Origin of the sequence: Vibrio rotiferianus CAIM 577 = LMG 21460 (assembly GCF_002741985.1) — a bacterium.
Classification (GTDB): domain Bacteria; phylum Pseudomonadota; class Gammaproteobacteria; order Enterobacterales; family Vibrionaceae; genus Vibrio; species Vibrio rotiferianus.
In genome coordinates this window covers 184634-206530 of record NZ_APHW01000002.1, presented here as the reverse complement: position 1 = coordinate 206530, position 21897 = coordinate 184634, and the positions used below count along the sequence as shown (strand labels likewise).

Genomic DNA, 21897 nt, shown 5'->3' with positions numbered 1-21897 from the left:
GCGTTTTATCAAAGCTTGTCAGCCTTTAGACCTGGAAAGATTTAATCTTCTTGTCTAACTCTTCGGCATTGCCTTGCATCATTTCAGAAGTTTCAAGAAGCTCTGTAACCACCACGACGGAAGCTTCTACAAGCTCACGAACGTTGGTTAGGTTCTGGCTCATTTCTTCTGCCACGCTGCTTTGCTGACCCGACGCTGTCGCAATCTGGAAATTCATATCGTTGATTTGCGTGACTTGGCCGACGATACCATCTAGCTCAGAGCCAGCATTCGATACCAGTTCAACACCTTCAGCGGCTTCAACCACGCTCTTCTCCATCAGCTCAACCGCTGAAGTAGCGCTCGCTTGAAGCTGAGTGATCATTTCTTGAATTTCTACTGTCGCTTGTTGAGTACGCTGTGCAAGGTTACGAACCTCATCCGCAACGACCGCAAAGCCTCGACCCGCTTCACCAGCACGTGCCGCTTCAATCGCTGCATTTAGTGCTAGTAAGTTAGTTTGCTCTGAAATGCCTTGAATAGTGCCCACGACACTGCCGATCGCATCCACACGCTCTTCGACTTGATTTACCGCACTTGCCGAAGAAGCAATGTCTGAAGACAGTTCGCTCATCTTGGACATAGTGTTTTGTAGGAACTGCTGCCCTGTTACCGCTTGCGTTGATGCTTGTTCCGTGAGGGATGAAGCCGTTTGAGCGTGATCTGCAACGGTTTGGACCGTCGAAGACATCTCACTCATTGCCGTGGCAAGTTGGTCTATTTCGTTAAACTCTTCTTGTGCCGACTCTTTCGTTTCGGACATGCTCAAAGTCATCACTTCAGTAAGCGTTGCAAGCTCATCGGATGCATTAATCTGCATTTGAATTACGTCGTGTAGTTGGCGACGAGTTTTCTCCAGTTCACGCGCAACGTCACCATATTCATCTTTACAGTCCATCCCGAAAGGTACGGAAAGATCTTTGCTAGCCATGAGTTTAATCGCATCATTCAAATACTGCGTCTGACGCAACATCACGCGTGCTGCTGCTAGAAGTAGTACAACAAATACCGCAATGAGTAATGCAGTTTGCCATGCAACTTGTGTTAAGTAAGCTTCATAATGTTGTTGGGCAACTTGTTCATTCTGTGTTGCCGCGAGTAGTGAATCGTAGAAGGTACTCGCATCCCAAAGTTGTTTCGCCACGATTAAGACGGTACTAAATACCATCAGCATGACCATTTTCGGAACGAGCTTAATATCGGAAATTACCCTTTCCCATGCTTGAATGCCAGCTTTTCCATTGTCAGTTCTCCACCGAGTCTTATATAGTCTTTATATTTCGCCAACTTATAGTCACAGTTGTGCTATTTATTTCGAGCTTCGTATGAAAAGCAATAATACCAAAGACAGCACTAAACCGATGAGCCTGCTGTCACTGATCCTGTCATTTATGGCGCTATTTGTGATCTCAGGCTTACTATTTTTGCCGATTACACATGAAACCCGTCAAGTTCTTATCGGTCTCGATTTTATAATCTGTAGTATTTTTCTATTACAGCTCACCATAGATTTGATCCGAGCCACAGATCGTTGGTCATATTTCAAACACCACTGGATCGATTTTGTGGCAAGTATCCCAATGATTGAGCCTCTTCGCTTTGCTAGGCTGTTTCATATTTTGCGCGTAATTTTGGTACTTAGATCATCAAAGTTCATTCTTTATCAGCTCAAGAATAACCGCAGAGAGACCACTTTAGCCTCGATTTTATTATTGATGGTGGTTCTGATAACCCTTGGTTCTAGCGCCATGCTGTTTATTGAAGGTAAAAATCCAGACGCCAACATCCAGACAGGCACAGACGCTTTATGGTGGGCATTTGTTACCATCTCAACCGTCGGTTATGGCGATCATTATCCCGTTACAACAGGTGGAAAATTGCTTGCTGTGCTGATCATCATTTGTGGTGTCGGCATTTTCGGTATGATTTCTGGTTTGATTACGTCGATTCTTACCGCGCCAACCAGACAGCAAGACCATCGCTCGAAAAATAAAGAAAAACTGTTAGAACAGGTATTAGATAGACAGGAACAGATCTTAAATCGACTGCAATCTATAGAAGATGAACTGCATGATCAGAAACAACAGGCAAAAAAATAGGACCTTGCGGTCCTATTTTCGTTGCTATTCTTGCCAGTATGGCTCGACTTCAACACCGATAGCGCGAGTCTGATCCATCGCATGTAAGATTGAACGCTCTTGGCGATGCAACCAACGTTCTAATTGTTCTTGCTCTTCCCCTTCTAGCATACCGACTAAAGGCAGTAGATGGTTCAGCATTAGCAAATCATCAATGCCATGAACCAAGTCAGCCCAAGGAAGACGGAAGGTATTGCGCTCTTCTGCATCATATAAGCTCGCAAATCCAATACCTGTGTACAAGTTACGCAGTAAACGGTAGCGCTGATCCACATACTCTTGAGCGGATAGCTCACGCTCCGCAGGGAACGCTTCCATCAACTCCGCCCATGTACGATCCAGTTGCTTCACTGAGAAAGGTTGGATATTACTCGACATCTTCTCACGCGCTTTATCATCTAAGAATGGCTGCCAGCCACGCGTTAAGATCCAACGGCTCAAATCCAATAGCAAACCGGTGTAACGTGCCGAGCTCAGTAGCTCTAACACTTCTTCACGGCTTGGTAACTCACCCAACTGTTGAGTCAGCTCGGATACAAGGAACTTACGCGCGTCCAGTTTACGCAGCACGTTGCCTTTATCATCTAGCAGCTCTTCTAAGTGTGCGTGTTCATCTAGCCACTCAAGCTCTTCTTCTAACCACTTCATTTCTTGGCGCAGAATTGCACTTGCTCGGCGTGGTACCATGCTGCCAAAAATAGTGAAGGTTTGGCGGATAAAGCGAATCGCATTGACGATTTCTCGCAGAGATTCCACACAATCACGTTCGGTAAAGATTTGCTCGTGATAATGCCAATGCGATAGTGCATGCTCTAACGAGTTAATCAGGCAGTATTCCACGGTGTCGTTTTTACTGCTGTCGACCAGTGCTAGCGGTTTTACTTCATCACCCGCGTAGCCACTCGCTAATCGGTAACCCTTCGCAGCTTTGCTTAGATTACCAAGGCGCATACCACCCGCTTCGCACAAGCTGCGAGCAAGGGTAAATAGTGCGTCTGTCTGGCCAGATTTCAGCTCAAGCTCAACTTCACAGATAGGGTCTTGCTTCTCTTCTCCGTCCGTACCTTGAGCAATCACAGCTCCTTGGTCGAAGGCAACTTCGATTTGGCTGCCATCAGGCATGCCAATCAGCCATTGTTCACGTATGAAGTTAGTAGAGAATAGAGGCGTCAATTCCGCTTGCAGTGTTGTGACATCTTTACCTGCTGGCCAAATGTCAGAAGGGTGAAGCGTGAGGTCTGGCTCATTACTGGTGTGCTCAGCATTGTATTCTGGTCTTTGGTGAAGGCCCGCTACAACGCGTCCTGCTGTTTTTACAGTCTGGACAAAAACATCATCAAAACGGCGAATTCTTAAACCAATGTCGTGCTTTCTTAGCCATTTGTCAGCGGTATCAAAATAGGTGTTACCCAAGTCACGACTACTGTGCTGAAGTACTTTTGTTTCGGAAATTTTAGCTCTTAAAGTTTCTGAAAATTCAGGAGAAACAAAAAACTTCAGTTCTATCTCGGTTTCCATAGCTATACCTTTCAAAGCAGATAGAAACAGGATATTGCCTAATTTCTCACACGGCAAGAAAGAAATATCACCCGAATGATGATCTAAAACAGTTTTAATGAGCGATTTAATGCGTTAACATGCGCGCCTTTATAGCCATCGTTCAACATTTCGCCAAGAAATGGTGTATGTTTTTTTAAGGTTATAGCTATTAGGTTGAATGACCATGCCAGTAAATACAATTATGGGGTTATTTGCAAAGTCCCCAATTAAGCCTTTGCAGCGCCACGTTGTGTGTGTCAACGAATGTTGTTCACACCTAGTTAAGTTCTTTGAAGTCTCTTCAAAGGGTGACTGGGAAAAAGCATCTGAGATCCGTTCTCAAATTTCTCATCTAGAGAAAGAAGCGGACGTGCTGAAACGTGAAATCCGCCTAAAACTGCCTCGCGGTTTGTTCATGCCAGTCGATCGTACTGACATGCTTGAGCTTCTGACTCAACAAGACAAACTCGCTAACTTGGCAAAAGACATTGCTGGCCGTGTATATGGTCGTCAACTTGTCATTCCTGAGATTCTCCAACCAAACTTCCTCGCATACGTTCAACGTTGTCTTGATGCGGCTGATCAAGCGCAAAAAGTAATCAACGAACTTGATGAACTCCTAGAGACCGGCTTCAAAGGCCGCGAAGTAACGCTCGTTGCTGAAATGATTCATCAGTTGGACGTTATTGAAGATGATACCGATGCAATGCAGATTGAACTTCGTCAACAGCTAATGACGATTGAATCTAGCATGAATCCTATCGATGTCATGTTCTTGTACAAGATTCTTGAATGGGTAGGTGGTATTGCCGACCAAGCGCAGCGCGTAGGTGCTCGTTTGGAAGTCATGCTATCTCGATCTTAAAACATAAGTTAACGACATAACGAAGAGCATTATTAACGCGAGTCAGGTGGACGATGACAATATTCATCGTCTTCTGGTCTGACGCGCGTAAAATTTTGTTCCGCTTGTTATAAAACAACTAGGTATTACGATGGATATCCTTGCGAACTACGGCACTGTCCTGATTATTGTTGCAGCGATTTTTGGTTTCATGATGGCGATTGGTATTGGCGCGAACGACGTTGCTAATGCTATGGGTACATCTGTAGGTTCAAAAGCGCTAACCGTAAAACAAGCCATCATCATTGCGATGATCTTTGAATTTGCGGGTGCATACCTTGCAGGCGGTGAAGTAACCGACACTATCCGTAAAGGTGTTATCGAAACATCTTTATTTGCTAGCCAACCTGACATTCTTGTCTACGGCATGATGTCAGCGCTTCTTGCGGCTGGTACTTGGCTTCTACTTGCTTCTTACATGGGCTGGCCTGTATCAACTACTCACTCAATCATCGGTGCAATCATCGGTTTTGCGTGTGTGTCTGTAGGTACAGAAGCGGTTGACTGGGGCAGTGTTCAAGGGATTGTCGGTAGCTGGATCATTACTCCGGTTATCTCAGGCTTCTTTGCTTACGTTATCTTTGTCAGCGCACAGCGTCTGATCTTTGATACTGAGAACCCACTATTCAACGCAAAACGTTTCGTTCCAGTTTACATGTTCATCACTACCATGGTGATTGCACTAGTAACTATCAAGAAAGGTCTGAAGCACGTAGGTCTACACCTAAGCAATGGTGAAGCATGGATGTCGGCTGCAGCGGTTTCTGCACTAGTAATGGTTGGTGGCTACATCTACATTCAGAAGAAATTCGCAAACCGTGAAGAAGACCGCAGCTTTGCTGGCGTTGAAGGCATCTTCAGCGTACTAATGGTTATCACAGCGTGTGCGATGGCATTCGCTCACGGCTCTAACGACGTAGCGAACGCGATCGGCCCACTATCAGCGGTTGTTTCAACTGTTGAACACATGGGTGAAGTAACAGCGAAAAGCACAATCGCATGGTGGATTCTTCCTCTAGGTGGTTTCGGTATCGTGGTTGGTCTTGCAACACTAGGTCACAAAGTAATGGCGACGGTTGGTACAGGTATCACTGAACTAACACCAAGCCGTGGCTTTGCTGCTCAGTTAGCAACAGCATGTACAGTAGTTCTAGCGTCAGGTACTGGCCTACCTATCTCTACCACACAAACACTGGTTGGTGCGGTTCTAGGTGTTGGTTTCGCTCGCGGTATCGCAGCACTTAACCTAGGCGTGGTTCGTAACATCGTGGCATCATGGATTGTTACACTACCAGCAGGTGCACTATTGGCGGTGGTATTCTTCTACGGTTTGCAAGCGGCATTCTCGTAAGAACCACGAGTCTATAGATTGTTAGCGTATTGTCATTATTGACTCAAACGCACAGAAAGGGAGGCTTTGCCTCCCTTCTTTGTTGCACCAACGTTTGAAACTGCATAATATTCGTCTATTTCCGGCTCCAATAATTCGGTGCCAAAGCTGTATCCAAGAAAATCGTTAAGGGATTTACTGTGAAAAAACTAATCATCACGGTTTTGTTTACTTTGCTAGCAGCGCCAGCGGCACTAGCGGCAGACCGTTATATTTCTGATGACCTATTCACTTTTATGCACTCTGGTCCAAACAACACCTACCGCATTATGGGTAGTGTTAACGCAGGCTCTAAAGTACAACTTCTTCAAACAAATAAAGACACGGGTTACACCCAGGTTCGTGACTCACGCGGCCGTACTGGTTGGGTGCAAAGCAAGTTCGTGACCAACCAAGAGAGCATGGCTATCCGCCTACCTCGTGTTGAAAAAGAGTTGAAAGAAGTAAAAGAACAACTAGCAAACGCACGTCAGAATTCAGATACTGAAAAAGCAGGTCTAGTCACGTCACTAGAAACGCGCAATCAACAGATCTCTGATCTAGAGAAAAAATACTCAGAGATCAGCGACCAACTAACGTCGGCACAAACTGAAAACCGCGAACTTCGTGCAAAACTAGATACACAGAAAGATGACATGCTGCTTAAGTATTTCACTTACGGTGGTGGTGTAGCTGGTATTGGCCTTCTGTTTGGTTTGATTCTGCCTCACGTGATGCCACGTAGAAAGAAATCGCCAGCAGGTTGGGCATAGAACATCCTATTTAGATAAAATAAAAGCCAGTCGACTAGACTGGCTTTTTTCGTTTTAAGTACCAAACTAACCTTGCCACTCATACAGAGCCGGAATACGAATCTGTTCACCTTGGAACTCAACAATGACGGCTTGAGGTTGAATTTCTTTTAGCGTGACTTGCCCATCAACAACATCACCTTGGTGGTACTCTACATTATTGATCTTCACCCAGCGTCGCTGAGTATCACTGGAATACATGTGAGTTTGAAGATTTAGGGCAGGAAGACGTCCACGCCATTGTTGAGCATCTCGCTCTAAGTCATTAACCGCAACATCTTGTGTAATTGCTTGCTGCTGATTATTCGCCAAGGCGTTTTCGACTTTCATTGCCAAATCCGGAGATAGTGAGGACAAATCCAAATCATCAAGTGATAGTCCAAGATCATCTTGACTCTGAATGGTTGGGCTCGTTTGTTCCGTACGCATAGACGAAGCTAATAACTCACTCTCACCTTGTACCACATCATTATCAGCGAGCCCCTCTTCAACAAATGTACCAATGTTCTGTGGCCACTCTGCCGTTGGCCATTCGCGAGGCAATTGCGCTAGTTGCTGTTCTTGGGGGTAACTCAGACTTTCAAATCTTGGACTCACTTGAGTTACATCCGCTATAGTCTGCGGGTCTCGAGTCTCTACCGCATCAGATACCGCAGGTGGTTGCGAAAACAAATCTAAATACCAAGCAGCACCAACGGCAGTAAGGCTAACAGGTAATAAGAAGAGTCCGACATGCTTCATTACTGACATTATGCTCCCTCCTTATTGATAAGTTCTAACACCGGAGCATTGGACTGCACACTCTGTTGTAAGCGATCCAATGTACGTTGACCCGCAATACCATCAACGCCAATCCCTTGCCAACGTTGGAACAATTCAACCCGCTCTTTGAGCTGGCTATTAAAGATATCAGTGCCTAAAGGCTGTTCACTTACAGCCTCAGCTAAAAGCTGGTCTAGTACTTCAATCGCAGGTCCTTGCATATCCATGCGCAGCGTATCTTTCAGCGGAGCTTGCCATAGCTCGATGATATTGCCCTGCCACAATGGCTTGAGCCATGAAACTGGCAAACGAAGGCGTTGAGTGCCATTAAGCACTTCAACTTTGTCATCACCAATCGCATAAAGAATCACATAGCCAACTTGGCCTTGGTAGTTCAACTCCAAAATAACCGGACGATTTTGCTGCACCAGTAAAGGCCATGTCGCCATTTTACGCTCACAGCGCATGGTCGATTGAGGTTCAGACAAGCATAAATTATCACGCACTGAAGCACGATAACCCCAAAGCTTGTAAAGCTCATTCACCGCAAGGTTCGACTGTGTCTGCTCTAGCAACGTATCGCGCTGATCATTAGTCAATTGCTCATACACGACAGGCGCGGCGGCGTGAGGGGTGGTCTGTGCGACTTCAGCAACCACAGGATTCAGGCTCGGCTTCAGAGGCACGTTTTGCGCCACTACCCAACCAATACCAATTGCAGCACATACACCGATGGCGACAGAGCCCCACGCAGGCCATTCAAAACTGCGGCGAATCGGTTTATCTTGCTGATAAATCTCCGCTTGGAACTGCATCACCTCTTCACAAGCTTGATGCACCGTTTGTTTATCCACGACCACGCTACCTTTGTGGTAACTGATGTTCAGGGACTTATCACAAATCAGGTTTATCAGACGCGGAATACCGTGACTGTATTTTGCAATCAACTTGGTCGAACTGCGATCAAACAACTGTTTATCACCACCAGCAGTATGCAGTCGGAACGTGATGTAGTCTGCGGTTTCCTTTTCATCCAGTGGTAGCAAGTGATAACGACCTGTAATACGCTGCGCAAGCTGACGTAGCTGTGTCGTTTGTAATAAGCGTTGCAACTCTGGCTGACCGACCAAAAGTACTTTAAGTAGTTTTCGAGTATCCGTTTCTAGGTTGGTCAACAGACGCAATTGTTCAAGCACATCTGCTGCTAAATGCTGTGCTTCATCAATCACTAGTAGCGTTTGCCAACCAGATGTATGGTTGTGCTTCAAATATTCATAGATAGCTTGATTGAGCTGCTTAAGCGTCGCTTCTTGTGGATAGGCAACGTTGAATTCGTCACAAATAGCCTCTAGTAAGTCTCGACTTGAGAACGTCGGGTTGAGGATTAACCCTGCTTTAGTGTCCTCATTCAGGTTGGCGAGCATGGCTTTTGCAACCGTGGTTTTACCTGTTCCTACCTCACCGGTTAGCATGGCAAAACCACCACCATCTCCTAACCCCGCCTGAAGATGCGTAATTGCCTCTTTGTGACGTTGACTCAAATACAGATAACGCGAGTTTGGAACAATAGAAAATGGCAGTTCAACAAACCCGAAAAAGTCCTTATACATAGGATCTCCAGCTAAAACCCTCCCGTAATTTAATCGGGAAATTCCTTCATAGACCTAAAAGAGACTCGACATCTTCGTTTTAGTTCTTTTAGGAGTAATGCAAATTACCATTGCTTGCTACAATGTCCAACGTCATATCAATAAATTAAGAGGTAATGCGTGCAAGTTTATTTAGTTGGCGGTGCGGTTCGAGATCATTTACTTGGCATTGATAGCTATGACAAAGACTGGGTTGTGGTTGGAGCAACGCCAGAAATCATGCTCAGCCAAGGTTATACAGCAGTAGGTAAAGACTTTCCTGTGTTCTTGCACCCCAAAAGTAAAGAAGAGCACGCCCTTGCGCGAACTGAGAGAAAGTCAGGCTCAGGCTATACCGGCTTTGAGTGTTTCTTTGATCAAAGCGTTACCTTAGAAGATGATCTGATCCGTCGAGACCTCACCATTAATGCCATGGCAATGGATGATAACGGCAAACTTTACGATCCCTACGGAGGCCAGCAAGATCTACAGGCTAAACTGTTACGGCACGTCTCTAACGCATTTAGCGAAGATCCTCTTCGTGTCCTCCGCGTAGCCCGTTTTGCAGCTAAGTTAGCGCACTTAGATTTCAGTGTAGCAGATGAAACCATGCAGCTTATGCGCGACATGGCGGAATCTGGTGAGCTGAGCACGCTGACACCAGAACGTGTTTGGCAAGAATGGTACAAGTCGCTTTCTACATCACGTCCAGATGTATTCTTATCTGTACTTAAAGAGTGCGGAGCATTAGCAGTCGTATTGCCTGAAATTGATGCACTTTTTGGTGTACCTCAACCTGAAAAATGGCATCCAGAAATCGACACTGGAATCCATACCTTAATGGTGGCAGAACAAGCTGCAAAGCTCAGTAACTCGCTGCCAGTCAGATTTGCAGCGCAAGTACATGATCTGGGTAAAGGTGTGACGCCAGAGAATGAGTGGCCAAGCCATAAAATGCATTGTCACACTGGCTTGAAGCTGATTAAAAAGTTATGTGATCGTGTACGCGTACCGAATGAGTTCCGCGACTTAGCGTTAATGGTGTGTGAGCAGCACTCGAATATCCATCGTGCTGGTGAACTCAAACCACAAACCATCATTAAGATCCTTAACAAATTTGATGTATGGCGTAAGTCCGAACGCTTACAAGATATCTTGATTTGCTGCCAAGCCGACCACGCTGGCCGTAAAGGGTTAGAAAACCAGCCTTACCCACAAGCACAGCTGTTTATGCAAGCTTACCAAGCCGCAGCAGCGGTCGATGTACAAGTGATTATCAAAGATGGCTTCAAAGGCCCAGCGATTCGCGATGAACAAGAGAAGCGTCGCATTGAAGCGGTCAGGGTCACACTAGGAAAATAGACCAATAGGTACATAACGAACAAACAAAAACGCCCGCTATAGAAAGCGGGCGTTTTCATTTGGATTGGATTTAAGCCGTTAGCAGAAACGCAAACAGACCGAAACCTAGAATCAAACGGTAAATCACAAATGGAGTCATGCCCATACGTGAAATCATCTTCAAGAAGAAGTGGATACAGATGTAGGCACTGATAAATGAAGTCACGATACCTGTCAGCAAGAAACCAATGTGTACTGGTTCACCACTGGTCACCAACTTCATGCCTAGATAACCACCAGCCAAAGTGATGATTGGAATAGACATTAGGAATGAGAAACGCGCCGCAGCTTCACGGGTGAAGCCTAAGTAAAGTGCTGCCGTAATTGTTGCACCAGAGCGTGACGTACCAGGGATCATTGCCAGCGCTTGTGAGATACCAATAAATAGAGCTTTCTTCCAACCCGTTTGGTACTCATCGGCAACCAACTTGGCATTCTTATCCACCCACCAAAGTAGCAGGCCGAAAATAATCGTAGTGGTCGCAATAACGTAAGCACTGCGAAGGTAAACCTCAATGATGTCTTTCATCAGCAAACCGAACACACACGCCGGGATCGTCGCAATCACGATCATCCATGCTAGTTTTGCTTCTTTACTGCGATCGCCTTTAAAGATCGAGGCAAATAGCGCTTGGAAAAGCGTGATCACTTCTTGTCGGAAATAGATCACCACCGCCATCAACGTACCAACGTGAACGGCAACATCAAATGCCAAGCCTTGGTCTTCCCAACCAAGAATGGCTGATGGCAGGATCAAGTGAGCAGAGCTGGAAATTGGCAAAAACTCTGTCAGACCCTGAATCAGAGCCAAAATAAAGGCTTCAAAGTAACTCATGTAAACAACTCAAAAATTAAAGCGAAAAAGAAACGGGTTTAAGCGAAGATACTGACTTCATGGTCTGCCAAATATCTGCGATTGTTCGTCCATCGCCGGGGATCACTAAATTTGGTTCGAGATCATATAAGGGCTTCGTGACAAAAGGATATTTGTAGATGTCACTGCGCGGCAGCTCGGGCTTTTGCTGCGATATGCTCTCACCGAATAGGACTATATCGAGATCTAAGGTTCGATCCTGATATTTCTGCGCATTTTCCTCACGTCCCCACTTAAATTCAATCTCGCGTAAACGAACACTCAACTCTTCGAGTGACAACTCGGTAACAAAACTAATTACAAAGTTGTAGAAATTTTGACTGCTAAAGCCGATTGGCTCGCATTCATATATCGGCGACACACAAAGATCGAATCCTAGCTTTTGCAGCTCTTGATAAGCAACATGCGCATGATGCTCTCTATCTATATTGGAGCCCACGCCGATATACGTTTTTATCATGCGGCGCCTCGCTCAATGACCACACCAACAGCACGAGCTTGAGGAACTGCGCCTGGTTTTGCCAAACGAATTTTTACCCAAGGCACGGAGAAGCGTTGCATAATTAGCTCTGCGACCTCTTCTGCAACACGCTCAACTAACAAAAAGCGACCATTTTCGATGTGACTCAATACCGCTTCACTCACTTGAGAGTAATCTAACGCATCTTGAACATCATCACTTTTGCCCGCCGGTTTGTTGTCGTGTGCCATTTCGATATCGAGAACCAGTTTTTGCTTAATCTGCTGCTCCCAATCGTATACACCGATAGTGGTGATTACTTCTAACTGTTCAATAAATACTTTATCCAGAGCCATCTTCTGTCCTTTATTGCAGAGGTCGGATACCCGACTGAAGGGTTTTGATCGTAAAATTAGCTATCTGCGAGAATTCTTTATATACAGAACATGACACAATGCAAGTTCAATCGCAGAGAGTATTTTTGCAATATGTAAATTCGCGGTATGATACCAACAACCGGGGATATGAGCATTAAATTCCAATCCATCAAGGACTTCTATGGACGCACTGGCACTGATAATGACGATGGCAGCCTATTTACTGGGGTCAATCTCTAGTGCGGTGCTGATTTGTCGTCTGCTTAAATTGCCAGACCCAAGGGATGTAGGGTCAAATAACCCCGGAGCCACCAATGTATTAAGGATTGGAGGTAAAGGAGCAGCAGCAGCAGTTTTATTATGTGACATGCTAAAAGGTACCATCCCCGTCTGGAGCGGGTACTTTCTTGGTATCGATCCTATCATTCTTGGCGTAGTCGCTATTGCAGCGTGTCTTGGTCACATGTATCCGATCTTCTTCCATTTTAAAGGTGGAAAAGGCGTCGCAACAGCACTTGGTGCGATAGCCCCGATAGGTTTAGATCTGACAGGACTCGTGATGCTGACTTGGCTCTCAGTAGCCATTCTGTTTCGTTATTCTTCTCTGGCGGCTCTCGTCACGGTATTGGTAACCCCCTTCTATGCTTGGATGTTTAAACCGCAATATACTCTCCCCGTAGCTATGCTCTGTTGCTTAATCGTACTTAAGCACCATCAGAACATTCGTCGCCTCTTATCAGGAGAGGAACCTAAAATCGGTGAGAAAAAATTAGCAGAAAAAAACTCGGCCTAATGCCGAGTTTTTCGTCTTGAGCCGCTGATAGCTGAACTATGCGTGTACTTTGTTTAAAAAGCTCAATAGCATTTGGTTCACAAAAGCTGGCTGCTCCAGAGAACTAATATGCCCCGCTTCGGGAATCTCCACTAACTCACTGCCCGTAATGCAATCATTCATTAAGTAAGATTCAAAGACCGGACGTGGCTTATCCTCACGACCAACCGCAATCAAAGTTGGCAATGCGAACATTTCAGAATCTTCAATCACATCACGACGGCCAAACACCATACGCCCAACACGAGCCACTTCGACTGCGCGCTCACCTTGCAATGCTGCTAAGCTGTGTTTGAATGAAGCCACCAACTCCGGATTCACTTGCTCGGCATTGTTGGCAAAGAACAGCGGTGTTACGGCTTCAACAATCGGAGCTGGCACGGCTTGAACTTGGCTAATAGTATCTAGCATTGCAAAGTACTTTTTGTGCGTCACTTCTGGCTCTAGACCAATGAATGTATCCATCAAAACTAGTGATTTCACGCGCTGCGGTGCTTGAGCAGTAAGCTCAGCCCCCCCCACATACCGCCCACTGATAAGCCCACAATAGAAAACTGCTCGATCTCTAAATGATCCATCAACGCCAGCATATGTTGAGCGTAATCCACCAAAGATCGTGTTGAAGCGGGTGCAGCATCCGACTCACCGTGTGCCCAAAGGTCTGGCACAATACAGCGGTAAGATTGGCTCAACACTTCAATTTGTGGTGCCCACATTTGGCAATCCCACAGGTAGCTGTGACCAAATAGCAAAACTGGGCCTTCCCCCTTATCGAGGTAAGCAAGTTGCTGGCCTTCAATTTCAAACTTGTTCATTGTTATATCCATTTATTATTCTTGCGCACTATCCTATCACTGAAAAGAAACAGAACTGCTCCCATCAGTCGATGCCCTTCATGATATTTTTCAGCCAAATAGCTAAAAAGAAAGGCCTCTGATAAGCAGAGACCTTTATTGGCTTATATCTATTTCAAACCTTTACTCAAAAGTTTGATTAAGCGATTGGTGTTAACTGATCAATTGGCCAACGTGGACGCGCTTCTACTGCCATATCTGATACTTCGCCATTTTTAAGGCGCTGCATACCTGCATAAGCAATCATCGCACCGTTGTCGGTACAAAACTCAGTACGAGGGTAGTAAACCTCACCGCCTACTTTCTTCGCGAGTTTTTCTAGCTCTGCACGTAAACGACGGTTAGCACTTACACCACCGGCAATAACGATGCGCTTCATACCCGTTTGCTCTAATGCACGTTTACATTTGATTGCTAGAGTAGCGCATACCGCTTCTTCAAATGCTAAAGCAATATCTGCACGCGTTTGTTCATCATCACCATTTGCAGCTATAGTATTCGCAGTAAAAGTTTTCAAACCAGAGAAACTCATGTCCAAGCCAGGTACGTTGGTCATAGGACGTGGGAATTTAAAGCGACCCGGCGTGCCTTTTTCTGCCAGCTTAGATAATAGTGGGCCACCAGGGTAATCCAAGCCCATTAGTTTCGCCGTCTTATCGAATGCTTCACCCGCAGCGTCATCAATAGACTCACCTAGGATTTTGTACTCTCCGATGCCTTTCACTTCCACCATCATTGAGTGGCCGCCCGATACCAATACCGCCACAAATGGGAACGGTGGTGGATTATCTTCTAACATAGGCGCTAATAGGTGACCTTCCATATGGTGAACTGGCACCGCTGGCACACCCCAAGCGTAAGCAATACTGCGACCAATAGTTGCACCAACAAGCAGTGCACCCACCAAACCAGGGCCTGCTGTGTATGCTACACCGTCGATGTCTTTAGAAGTCAAATTTGCTTCTTTCAGCGCCTCTTTGATAAGAGGGATGGTTTTCTTAACATGGTCACGTGAAGCCAACTCAGGCACCACGCCGCCATAATCTGCGTGAAGTTTTACTTGGCTGTAAAGCTTGTGTGATAAAAGACCTTTTTCATCGTCATAAATCGCGATGCCAGTCTCGTCACAAGAGGTTTCAATACCAATAATGCGCATGGTTATCTCAGTATGCTTTCTATATAGAGGAAATTTGGGCGTCATATTACCCTGCTTGATGCTTCAAACAAATTTTGTACAGACAATAAGCGATAAAAGGCTTTACAAAGCTGTGTTGATCGGATTAAAATTCCGCACCATTTTTGATCAAGCTGGTAACTGACCAAACAATTGTGATTTGGTTCATTAAATTCCAGCGTTAACGAATAACCCCTGAGGTGAAAGGCATATGCCAGTAGTTAAAGTACGTGAAAACGAACCGTTCGACGTTGCTCTACGTCGTTTCAAGCGCTCTTGCGAAAAAGCAGGTATCCTTTCTGAAGTGCGTCGTCGTGAGCACTACGAAAAACCAACTACAGTTCGCAAACGCGCTAAAGCAGCAGCTCAAAAGCGTCACGCTAAGAAGCTAGCTCGCGAAAACGCTCGTCGCGTTCGCCTGTACTAATAACTGAGCTCCGGAAAGGAATTTAGTTATGGCTCTGATTGATAAACTCAAAGAAGAGCAAAAATTAGCGATGAAAGCCAAGGACAAATTGCGCCTTGGTACTATTCGTTTAGCTCTATCAGCAATTAAGCAACGTGAAGTTGACGAACAGATCACTCTGGGCGACGACGACATCCTTGCTGTATTGACCAAGATGGTTAAACAACGTCGCGATTCTGTAACGCAATTTGAAGCAGCGGGTCGTCAAGATCTTGCTGATGCGGAACAAGCTGAAATTACCGTTCTTGAGGACTTTATGCCTCAACCGCTGACAGACGAAGAAGTTGCAGCTCTTATTGAGAGTGCAATTGCTGAATCTGGTGCAGCTGGCATGCAAGACATGGGCAAAGTAATGGGCGTTCTGAAACCGCAAATTCAAGGGCGTGCAGATATGGGTAAAGTAAGCGGTCTAGTTCGCGCTAAATTGGCTTAATACCCCACCCAATTGCAGCAAGCCGTGCTATCCTTTGGAACGCACGGCTTGTTTGTATCTGGCAGAATGGAATAACAAAAAGCAGTGCCCATGCTTTTTCCTGTAATCCATTCATACCAATCATGATTTTCTTTTTTTGTTAGGTTTTATGGCTGGACACATCCCTCGCAGTTTTATTGATGACCTCCTAGCTCGACTCGATATTGTCGATATCATCGACGCACGCGTGAAACTTAAGAAAAAAGGTAAAAACTACGGTGCTTGTTGCCCGTTTCACAATGAAAAGACCCCATCATTTAGCGTAAGCCAAGAAAAGCAGTTTTATCACTGTTTTGGCTGTGGCGTGCACGGCAATGCCATCGATTTTATCATGGAGTTCGAGCGCTTAGAGTTTGTCGAAGCGATTGAAGAGCTGGCGTCTTATCTTGGTTTGGATGTGCCACGCGAACAGCGCAGCGGCGGCGGTGGTCAATTTAACTCTGGCCCTCAAGCAAGCAGCAGCGAAAAGCGTAGCCTTTACGATTTGATGGGCAGTATTGCTCAATTCTATCGTAACCAACTCAAGCAACCAGCAAGCAAAGTGGCGATTGAGTACCTAAAAGATCGTGGACTGTCTGGCGAAATCGTGCAGAAGTTTGGCATCGGCTATGTAGCGGATGAATGGGACTTAGTCCGTAAGAACTTCGGCCAGAATAAAGACAACCAAGACATGCTGGTTACTGGTGGCATGTTGATTGAAAACGATAAAGGTAACCGCTATGACCGCTTCCGTGGTCGTATTATGTTCCCAATTCGTGACCGTCGTGGTCGAGTGATCGGCTTTGGTGGCCGTGTACTTGGTGATGGTACTCCGAAATACCTCAACTCACCAGAAACGCCTATTTTTCATAAAGGTAAAGAGCTTTACGGCCTTTATGAAGTTTTGCAGGCATATCGTGAACCACCACGAGTTTTAGTGGTTGAAGGCTATATGGATGTTGTCGCGTTAGCGCAATATGGCGTAGATTACTCTGTCGCTTCATTGGGCACGTCAACAACTGGCGATCACATCCAAATGCTGTTCCGTCAGACCAATACCGTAGTGTGTTGCTACGATGGTGACCGCGCAGGTAAAGAAGCTGCATGGCGCGCGCTAGAAAATGCACTTCAATACCTAAAAACGGGTAACACCTTGAAGTTCTTGTTCTTACCTGATGGCGAAGACCCAGATAGCTATGTTCGCAAATATGGCAAACAGGCCTTCGAGCAACAAATTGAGCAAGCAACTCCATTATCAAGCTACTTATTTGATAACTTGATTGAATTGCACCAAATTAACTTGGGCAACAATGAAGGTAAGTCGGCACTACGTGCCTATGCTAGCGCCTTGATCGACAAGATTCCTGATCCATACTTTCAGGAGTTACTCGAAAAATTGCTTGATGAGCGCACGGGTTTTGATAACCGCTTACGCCAACCACGTAAGAAAGCAAGCGAAACTCGACCTCAGCCGCACAAAGAGATCAAACGAACTCCAATGCGTGAGGTAATCGCTCTACTTATTCAGAATCCAAGCTATGCTCAAATGGTACCGGATCTTTCCTCAGTGAGAGATTTATCCATACCAGGCCTAAGTTTATTTGTTGATGTACTTGATAAATGTCAGGCACATCCCCATATCAACACAGGCCAATTATTAGAGCATTGGCGAAATAGCCAAAATGAGGCCCTTCTGTCTCGTCTCGCGAGTTGGGATATCCCACTTGATGAGGACAACCAAGAAGAAATATTTTTAGACTCACTGGACAAAATAATTGCCCAGTGCGTAGAAAAGCAAATTGAAAACCTGCAGGCCAAAGCAAGAAGTGTCGGTTTATCAGCCGAAGAGAAAAGGGAGCTGCTAGCACTTATGCTAGATTTAAAAGCGTAACCCTGTTTAATTAGTCAGCAACAATTTAATTTGTTATAGTAAGTGGTTTGCATTTCGCATACTGATTCCTTCACCAGATTACGAAGTTGGATACCGTCTATGGATCAAAATCCGCAGTCACAGCTAAAATTACTTGTTATTAAAGGCAAGGAACAAGCTATCTGACCTACGCCGAAGTAAATGACCACCTACCTGCTGAAATCGTAGATTCAGAACAGGTAGAAGACATCATTCAGATGATTAACGACATGGGTATCAAGGTAGTAGAGACTGCTCCTGATGCTGATGACCTAGCTCTGAACGATGACAACAACATTACCGATGAAGATGCAGCTGAAGCTGCTGCTGCTGCGCTATCAAGCGTAGAGAGTGAAATCGGCCGAACCACTGACCCAGTGCGCATGTACATGCGTGAAATGGGTACGGTTGAGCTGTTGACTCGCGAAGGCGAAATCGACATCGCAAAACGTATTGAAGAAGGTATTAACCAAGTTCAATCGTCTGTTGCTGAATACCCAGGCACTATCCCATACATCCTTGAGCAGTTTGATAAAGTACAAGCAGAAGAATTACGTCTTACTGACCTAATCTCTGGCTTTGTTGATCCAGACGCCGATGATACGACAGCTCCGACAGCAACACACATCGGTTCTGAACTAACTGAATCTCAGCTAGAAGATGAAGACGAAGAAGACGTTGATGAAGACGAAGATGGCGACGATAGCGATGATGATTCAGAAGAAGATGTAGGTATCGACCCTGAGCTAGCGCTTGAGAAATTCAACCAGCTACGCAGCACTTACCAAAACCTTCAACTTGCAATCAACGAACACGGCTACGAAAGCCCGAAAGCGACCGTTGCAAACGAGTTGATGCTAGACGTATTCAAAGAATTCCGTCTGACACCAAAACAGTTTGACCACCTAGTAAACGAACTGCGTACTTCTATGGATCGTGTTCGTACTCAAGAACGCTTGATCATGAAGTCAACGGTTGAATACGGCAAAATGCCGAAGAAATCGTTTATTGCACTGTTTACTGGTAATGAATCTACAGATGCATGGCTAGATGAAGTTTTAGCTTCTGACAAGCCATACGCTGAAAAGATTAAACGTAACGAAGAAGAGATTCGCCGCTCAATCGCTAAACTAAAGATGATTGAGAATGAAACCTCTCTGACAGTACAAAACATCAAAGACATCAGCCGTCGTATGTCTATCGGTGAAGCGAAAGCTCGCCGTGCTAAGAAAGAGATGGTTGAAGCGAACTTGCGTCTAGTAATTTCTATCGCTAAGAAATACACCAACCGTGGTCTACAGTTCTTGGATCTTATCCAAGAAGGTAACATTGGTCTGATGAAAGCGGTAGATAAGTTCGAATACCGTCGTGGTTATAAGTTCTCGACTTACGCAACGTGGTGGATCCGTCAGGCAATCACTCGTTCAATCGCAGACCAAGCACGTACAATTCGTATCCCGGTGCACATGATCGAAACGATCAACAAGCTAAACCGTATCTCTCGCCAAATGCTACAAGAGATGGGTCGTGAGCCGCTACCGGAAGAACTGGCAGAGCGTATGCAAATGCCAGAAGATAAGATCCGTAAAGTACTGAAGATCGCTAAAGAGCCAATCTCTATGGAGACACCAATCGGTGACGACGAAGATTCGCATCTAGGTGACTTTATCGAGGATACAACGCTTGAGCTACCAGTAGACTCAGCAACAATGACCAGCTTGAAAGGTGCAACAAAAGACGTTCTTGCAGGCCTAACTCCTCGTGAAGCAAAAGTACTTCGCATGCGTTTTGGTATCGATATGAACACTGACCACACTCTAGAAGAGGTTGGTAAACAGTTCGACGTTACTCGTGAACGTATTCGTCAGATTGAAGCGAAAGCACTACGTAAACTACGTCACCCAAGCCGCTCAGAAACGCTGCGCAGCTTCCTAGACGAGTAATCGCAACGATTAAAAGCAAAAAAGGTGACCGAGTGTCACCTTTTTTATTATCCGTGAAGCTAAGTGAATAAAAACTAAGCGCAATTGCCCTACCTAGTGTCTAGACAGCTTGCAACGCTTCCCCTATAATCGTTGACCTATTAAGGCCCCTTAGCTCAGTGGTTAGAGCAGTCGACTCATAATCGATTGGTCCCCAGTTCAAGTCTGGGAGGGGCCACCATATTCTGAAAGGCTCGTAGAGAAATCTACGAGCCTTTCTCGTTTCTGCCCACAACGCTTTTATAATGAGCGTTCTAACTCAAGCCTACTCGCTTGGTACTGCTGCGCTGCTGAAACCAAATCAGGGCGATTGATGAACTTCCATAAGAAGTAAGGTGGGATAAGAAAAGCGATAAAGTAGAATGATTCATGGAAAAAGACATGAGCAATACTGTCTTGATGTTCGCACCATGCCATCAACGCATATAAATCAAGTAAAACACTCAACACTCCAAACACCACAGAAACAACAATGGCTAAGCCAACAAGCTCTCTGAGGTAATATTTGTATGTCATCGTAGTAATTCCTTCTAGCTAATTAGTGCGCTCAAAATTACGCCTCTAATTCACTCGCTGAATTGACTTTTATCAACTTCATCGACAAACAAATAAGAACTTAGTTTTATAAAAAATCACTTGCACAAAGCCACAAGAGTCCATTAGTCAAAGTGCAATTAACTGAATATAAAAACCAGCACATGAGCGCTGGTTTTGTGTAAGTGTATAAAACTAGGAAAGGAGCGAAAGGCCTAATCCGAGAGGTAATACTGAACGGTCGAAACAACACGTACTTTCTTGATGTAAGGCGTATTGCTATCACGGTCATAGATAGAAAACTGACCTTGCGTTGCACGTTTGATTTTTCCTAGTGAACTCTCTGAATCTTTGGCAAACTTCTCTGCCACTTCACGAGCGTTCTTGGTCGCTTCTTCAATCATATCTGGCTTGATATCATTCAGCTTAGTAAAGCTATACTCAATGCGATTTGAGTATGGGTCTTGATTTAGCAAAATCCCTTGTTTACCTAGCTGTCCAATCTCAGTTATTGCGCCTCTTACAAGCTCTACTTCATGGCTAAACACCGTCACTGTTTGAGAGGCAATGTAGCGGAACTCCGCTTCTTGCTCACTCCCATACTGTTGTGCTTTCTTGTCAAATACGTTTGGAGAAGAAAATGAAATGTTTCCTTTATCCAGCCCTTTACTCGTTAAGTAGCTAACAACCAACTTAGTTTGTTTATCAATTTCATCAAACATGGTACCGACATCATTACTCGCTACCGTAAATTGGATTGGCCAAATTACGGTATCGGCTGGGTACTCTCTTTCAGATAGACCTTTAACAGTAACAACTCGCTCATATGTTCTGTATTTAACTGCGGTCTGCTGGATAAAATAACCTAGAGTCCCCAAACCTATAATTAAGCATAGCCCTAACCATATAGACGCCTTATTAGAAATGCGCTCCATTCATCCTCCTGATTTCATTAAACAAAACGATTTATTATGTAGATAAGATAACTCGCTAATGGCAAAAAATTAGCGATCGAAAGCTAAATTTGTGTCATATCACTCGAAATGATGATCACAATAACATAAAATCGAACAGCGTTTTATTGTTGGGTTTATCATCATGTTAAAAACAAAGTTATTGGTTATGTTCGGCGGATTCTTCATCTCAGCATTCTGCTCTGGCGCCAACGATGTTACCTCTGAAGAGCAAATGGTTGGAAAACCAAGCTCTGAAGAAAACGCTCCAGTAGTTTGCGAAGAAGAGCCTTGTGGAAGTAAAGGCTTTGACGGTCGCTTACTACTTGAGAATGAACCAACCAAGCAAGTACTTAACTCTTTGGAAAGCCTTGGTGAAACACTGAACTCGCTGAGTATCCTTATGTTTGCTGGCGATAAAGCATAAAAACGCTATCTA

Annotated in this window: 19 protein-coding genes, 1 tRNA gene and 3 pseudogenes; 12 read left to right on the top strand and 11 right to left on the bottom strand. The window is 45.0% G+C overall.

Annotation, left to right across the window (positions count from 1 at the left end):
- Window positions 1-25 precede the first annotated feature (25 nt).
- A pseudogene (locus B853_RS01780) lies at window positions 26-1281 on the bottom strand (methyl-accepting chemotaxis protein).
- An 83-nt stretch (window positions 1282-1364) separates the two neighbouring features.
- Here B853_RS01780 and B853_RS01775 point away from each other — a divergent pair.
- Window positions 1365-2138 carry an ion transporter gene (locus B853_RS01775; RefSeq protein ID WP_010445803.1) on the top strand — a complete coding sequence of 258 codons (774 nt, stop codon included), beginning with the start codon at window positions 1365-1367 and terminating at the stop codon, window positions 2136-2138.
- Window positions 2139-2162: 24 nt separating this feature from the next.
- On the opposite strand, the gene B853_RS01770 is transcribed toward B853_RS01775, so the two are convergent.
- A complete protein-coding gene (locus tag B853_RS01770; RefSeq protein WP_038885784.1) occupies window positions 2163-3695 on the bottom strand; it encodes a CYTH and CHAD domain-containing protein in 1533 nt (510 codons plus the stop codon).
- 205 nt (window positions 3696-3900) lie between these two features.
- On the opposite strand from B853_RS01770, the gene B853_RS01765 reads away from it, so the two are divergent.
- The 3 genes from B853_RS01765 (at window position 3901) to B853_RS01755 (ending at window position 6762) form a co-directional block, all read left to right on the top strand.
- Window positions 3901-4581 (top strand): TIGR00153 family protein, encoded by a 681-nt coding sequence (locus B853_RS01765; protein WP_038885808.1) that lies wholly within the window; start codon window positions 3901-3903, stop codon window positions 4579-4581.
- A gap of 130 nt (window positions 4582-4711) precedes the next feature.
- The gene (locus tag B853_RS01760) at window positions 4712-5971 is read left to right on the top strand and encodes an inorganic phosphate transporter (protein ID WP_038885785.1); all 1260 of its coding nucleotides are present in this window, start codon (window positions 4712-4714) and stop codon (window positions 5969-5971) included.
- A gap of 179 nt (window positions 5972-6150) precedes the next feature.
- Window positions 6151-6762, top strand: a complete 612-nt coding sequence (locus tag B853_RS01755) for a TIGR04211 family SH3 domain-containing protein (protein ID WP_010445800.1) — start codon at window positions 6151-6153, stop codon at window positions 6760-6762.
- Window positions 6763-6828: 66 nt separating this feature from the next.
- Here the strand turns inward: B853_RS01755 and B853_RS01750 are convergent, their stop codons facing one another.
- Window positions 6829-7551 carry a general secretion pathway protein GspB gene (locus B853_RS01750; protein ID WP_038885786.1) on the bottom strand — a complete coding sequence of 241 codons (723 nt, stop codon included), beginning with the start codon at window positions 7549-7551 and terminating at the stop codon, window positions 6829-6831.
- Window positions 7551-9173 carry an ExeA family protein gene (locus B853_RS01745; RefSeq protein WP_038885788.1) on the bottom strand — a complete coding sequence of 541 codons (1623 nt, stop codon included), beginning with the start codon at window positions 9171-9173 and terminating at the stop codon, window positions 7551-7553. Before B853_RS01745 ends, B853_RS01750 begins: the two co-directional genes overlap by 1 nt.
- 159 nt (window positions 9174-9332) lie before the next feature.
- On the opposite strand from B853_RS01745, the gene B853_RS01740 reads away from it, so the two are divergent.
- A complete protein-coding gene (locus B853_RS01740; protein ID WP_038885789.1) occupies window positions 9333-10553 on the top strand; it encodes a multifunctional CCA addition/repair protein in 1221 nt (406 codons plus the stop codon).
- Between the two features lie 70 nt (window positions 10554-10623).
- On the opposite strand, the gene B853_RS01735 is transcribed toward B853_RS01740, so the two are convergent.
- The 3 genes from B853_RS01735 to folB are packed head-to-tail and all read right to left on the bottom strand — an operon-like array spanning window position 10624 to window position 12282.
- Window positions 10624-11427 carry an undecaprenyl-diphosphate phosphatase gene (locus B853_RS01735; protein ID WP_038885790.1) on the bottom strand — a complete coding sequence of 268 codons (804 nt, stop codon included), beginning with the start codon at window positions 11425-11427 and terminating at the stop codon, window positions 10624-10626.
- Window positions 11428-11443: 16 nt separating this feature from the next.
- Window positions 11444-11926, bottom strand: coding sequence for a 2-amino-4-hydroxy-6-hydroxymethyldihydropteridine diphosphokinase (folK, locus tag B853_RS01730; RefSeq protein ID WP_038885791.1), 483 nt, complete (start codon window positions 11924-11926; stop codon window positions 11444-11446).
- Window positions 11923-12282 (bottom strand): bifunctional dihydroneopterin aldolase/7,8-dihydroneopterin epimerase, encoded by a 360-nt coding sequence (gene folB / locus B853_RS01725; RefSeq protein ID WP_038885792.1) that lies wholly within the window; start codon window positions 12280-12282, stop codon window positions 11923-11925. Before folB ends, folK begins: the two co-directional genes overlap by 4 nt.
- A gap of 202 nt (window positions 12283-12484) precedes the next feature.
- Here folB and plsY point away from each other — a divergent pair, with 202 nt between their 5' ends.
- Complete coding sequence (plsY, locus tag B853_RS01720; RefSeq protein WP_010445793.1) at window positions 12485-13096, top strand: glycerol-3-phosphate 1-O-acyltransferase PlsY; 612 nt, start codon at window positions 12485-12487, stop codon at window positions 13094-13096.
- Between the two features lie 36 nt (window positions 13097-13132).
- Here the strand turns inward: plsY and B853_RS01715 are convergent.
- Both B853_RS01715 and tsaD read right to left on the bottom strand, forming a co-directional pair.
- Window positions 13133-13950 (bottom strand): annotated as a pseudogene (locus B853_RS01715) (alpha/beta fold hydrolase).
- A gap of 178 nt (window positions 13951-14128) precedes the next feature.
- On the bottom strand, window positions 14129-15145 hold the full coding sequence (gene tsaD, locus B853_RS01710; protein WP_038885795.1) for a tRNA (adenosine(37)-N6)-threonylcarbamoyltransferase complex transferase subunit TsaD: 1017 nt from the start codon (window positions 15143-15145) through the stop codon (window positions 14129-14131).
- A 229-nt stretch (window positions 15146-15374) separates the two neighbouring features.
- Here tsaD and rpsU point away from each other — a divergent pair, with 229 nt between their 5' ends.
- The 5 genes and pseudogenes from rpsU (at window position 15375) to B853_RS01685 (ending at window position 20152) form a co-directional block, all read left to right on the top strand.
- Complete coding sequence (rpsU, locus tag B853_RS01705; RefSeq protein ID WP_001145625.1) at window positions 15375-15590, top strand: 30S ribosomal protein S21; 216 nt, start codon at window positions 15375-15377, stop codon at window positions 15588-15590.
- Window positions 15591-15618: 28 nt separating this feature from the next.
- Window positions 15619-16062, top strand: coding sequence for a GatB/YqeY domain-containing protein (locus B853_RS01700; protein ID WP_010445688.1), 444 nt, complete (start codon window positions 15619-15621; stop codon window positions 16060-16062).
- Window positions 16063-16210: 148 nt separating this feature from the next.
- Window positions 16211-17971, top strand: coding sequence for a DNA primase (gene dnaG / locus B853_RS01695; protein ID WP_038885796.1), 1761 nt, complete (start codon window positions 16211-16213; stop codon window positions 17969-17971).
- Window positions 17972-18070: 99 nt separating this feature from the next.
- A pseudogene (rpoD, locus tag B853_RS01690) lies at window positions 18071-19932 on the top strand (RNA polymerase sigma factor RpoD).
- 144 nt (window positions 19933-20076) lie between these two features.
- Window positions 20077-20152 (top strand) — tRNA-Ile (locus B853_RS01685).
- A 59-nt stretch (window positions 20153-20211) separates the two neighbouring features.
- Here B853_RS01685 and B853_RS01680 read toward each other — a convergent pair.
- The gene (locus tag B853_RS01680; protein WP_038885798.1) at window positions 20212-20487 is read right to left on the bottom strand and encodes a hypothetical protein; all 276 of its coding nucleotides are present in this window, start codon (window positions 20485-20487) and stop codon (window positions 20212-20214) included.
- 233 nt (window positions 20488-20720) lie between these two features.
- Window positions 20721-21440, bottom strand: a complete 720-nt coding sequence (locus B853_RS01675) for an SIMPL domain-containing protein (RefSeq protein WP_038885799.1) — start codon at window positions 21438-21440, stop codon at window positions 20721-20723.
- A gap of 163 nt (window positions 21441-21603) precedes the next feature.
- Here B853_RS01675 and B853_RS01670 point away from each other — a divergent pair, with 163 nt between their 5' ends.
- The gene (locus B853_RS01670; protein WP_038885800.1) at window positions 21604-21885 is read left to right on the top strand and encodes a hypothetical protein; all 282 of its coding nucleotides are present in this window, start codon (window positions 21604-21606) and stop codon (window positions 21883-21885) included.
- The last annotated feature ends 12 nt before the right edge of the window (window positions 21886-21897 follow it).

What these genes read in the sequence shown, in the direction of transcription:
- B853_RS01775 (WP_010445803.1), top strand. Translation starts at nt 1,365, where the DNA reads ATGAAAAGCAATAATACCAAAGACAGCACTAAACCGATGAGCCTGCTG.
- plsY (WP_010445793.1), top strand. Translation starts at nt 12,485, where the DNA reads ATGGACGCACTGGCACTGATAATGACGATGGCAGCCTATTTACTGGGG.
- B853_RS01760 (WP_038885785.1), top strand. Translation starts at nt 4,712, where the DNA reads ATGGATATCCTTGCGAACTACGGCACTGTCCTGATTATTGTTGCAGCG.
- rpsU (WP_001145625.1), top strand. Translation starts at nt 15,375, where the DNA reads ATGCCAGTAGTTAAAGTACGTGAAAACGAACCGTTCGACGTTGCTCTA.
- B853_RS01700 (WP_010445688.1), top strand. Translation starts at nt 15,619, where the DNA reads ATGGCTCTGATTGATAAACTCAAAGAAGAGCAAAAATTAGCGATGAAA.
- B853_RS01735 (WP_038885790.1), bottom strand. Translation starts at nt 11,427, where the DNA reads ATGAGTTACTTTGAAGCCTTTATTTTGGCTCTGATTCAGGGTCTGACA.
- B853_RS01770 (WP_038885784.1), bottom strand. Translation starts at nt 3,695, where the DNA reads ATGGAAACCGAGATAGAACTGAAGTTTTTTGTTTCTCCTGAATTTTCA.
- tsaD (WP_038885795.1), bottom strand. Translation starts at nt 15,145, where the DNA reads ATGCGCATTATTGGTATTGAAACCTCTTGTGACGAGACTGGCATCGCG.
- folK (WP_038885791.1), bottom strand. Translation starts at nt 11,926, where the DNA reads ATGATAAAAACGTATATCGGCGTGGGCTCCAATATAGATAGAGAGCAT.
- B853_RS01670 (WP_038885800.1), top strand. Translation starts at nt 21,604, where the DNA reads ATGTTAAAAACAAAGTTATTGGTTATGTTCGGCGGATTCTTCATCTCA.
- B853_RS01745 (WP_038885788.1), bottom strand. Translation starts at nt 9,173, where the DNA reads ATGTATAAGGACTTTTTCGGGTTTGTTGAACTGCCATTTTCTATTGTT.
- B853_RS01675 (WP_038885799.1), bottom strand. Translation starts at nt 21,440, where the DNA reads ATGGAGCGCATTTCTAATAAGGCGTCTATATGGTTAGGGCTATGCTTA.
- B853_RS01750 (WP_038885786.1), bottom strand. Translation starts at nt 7,551, where the DNA reads ATGTCAGTAATGAAGCATGTCGGACTCTTCTTATTACCTGTTAGCCTT.
- dnaG (WP_038885796.1), top strand. Translation starts at nt 16,211, where the DNA reads ATGGCTGGACACATCCCTCGCAGTTTTATTGATGACCTCCTAGCTCGA.
- B853_RS01765 (WP_038885808.1), top strand. Translation starts at nt 3,901, where the DNA reads ATGCCAGTAAATACAATTATGGGGTTATTTGCAAAGTCCCCAATTAAG.
- folB (WP_038885792.1), bottom strand. Translation starts at nt 12,282, where the DNA reads ATGGCTCTGGATAAAGTATTTATTGAACAGTTAGAAGTAATCACCACT.
- B853_RS01680 (WP_038885798.1), bottom strand. Translation starts at nt 20,487, where the DNA reads ATGACATACAAATATTACCTCAGAGAGCTTGTTGGCTTAGCCATTGTT.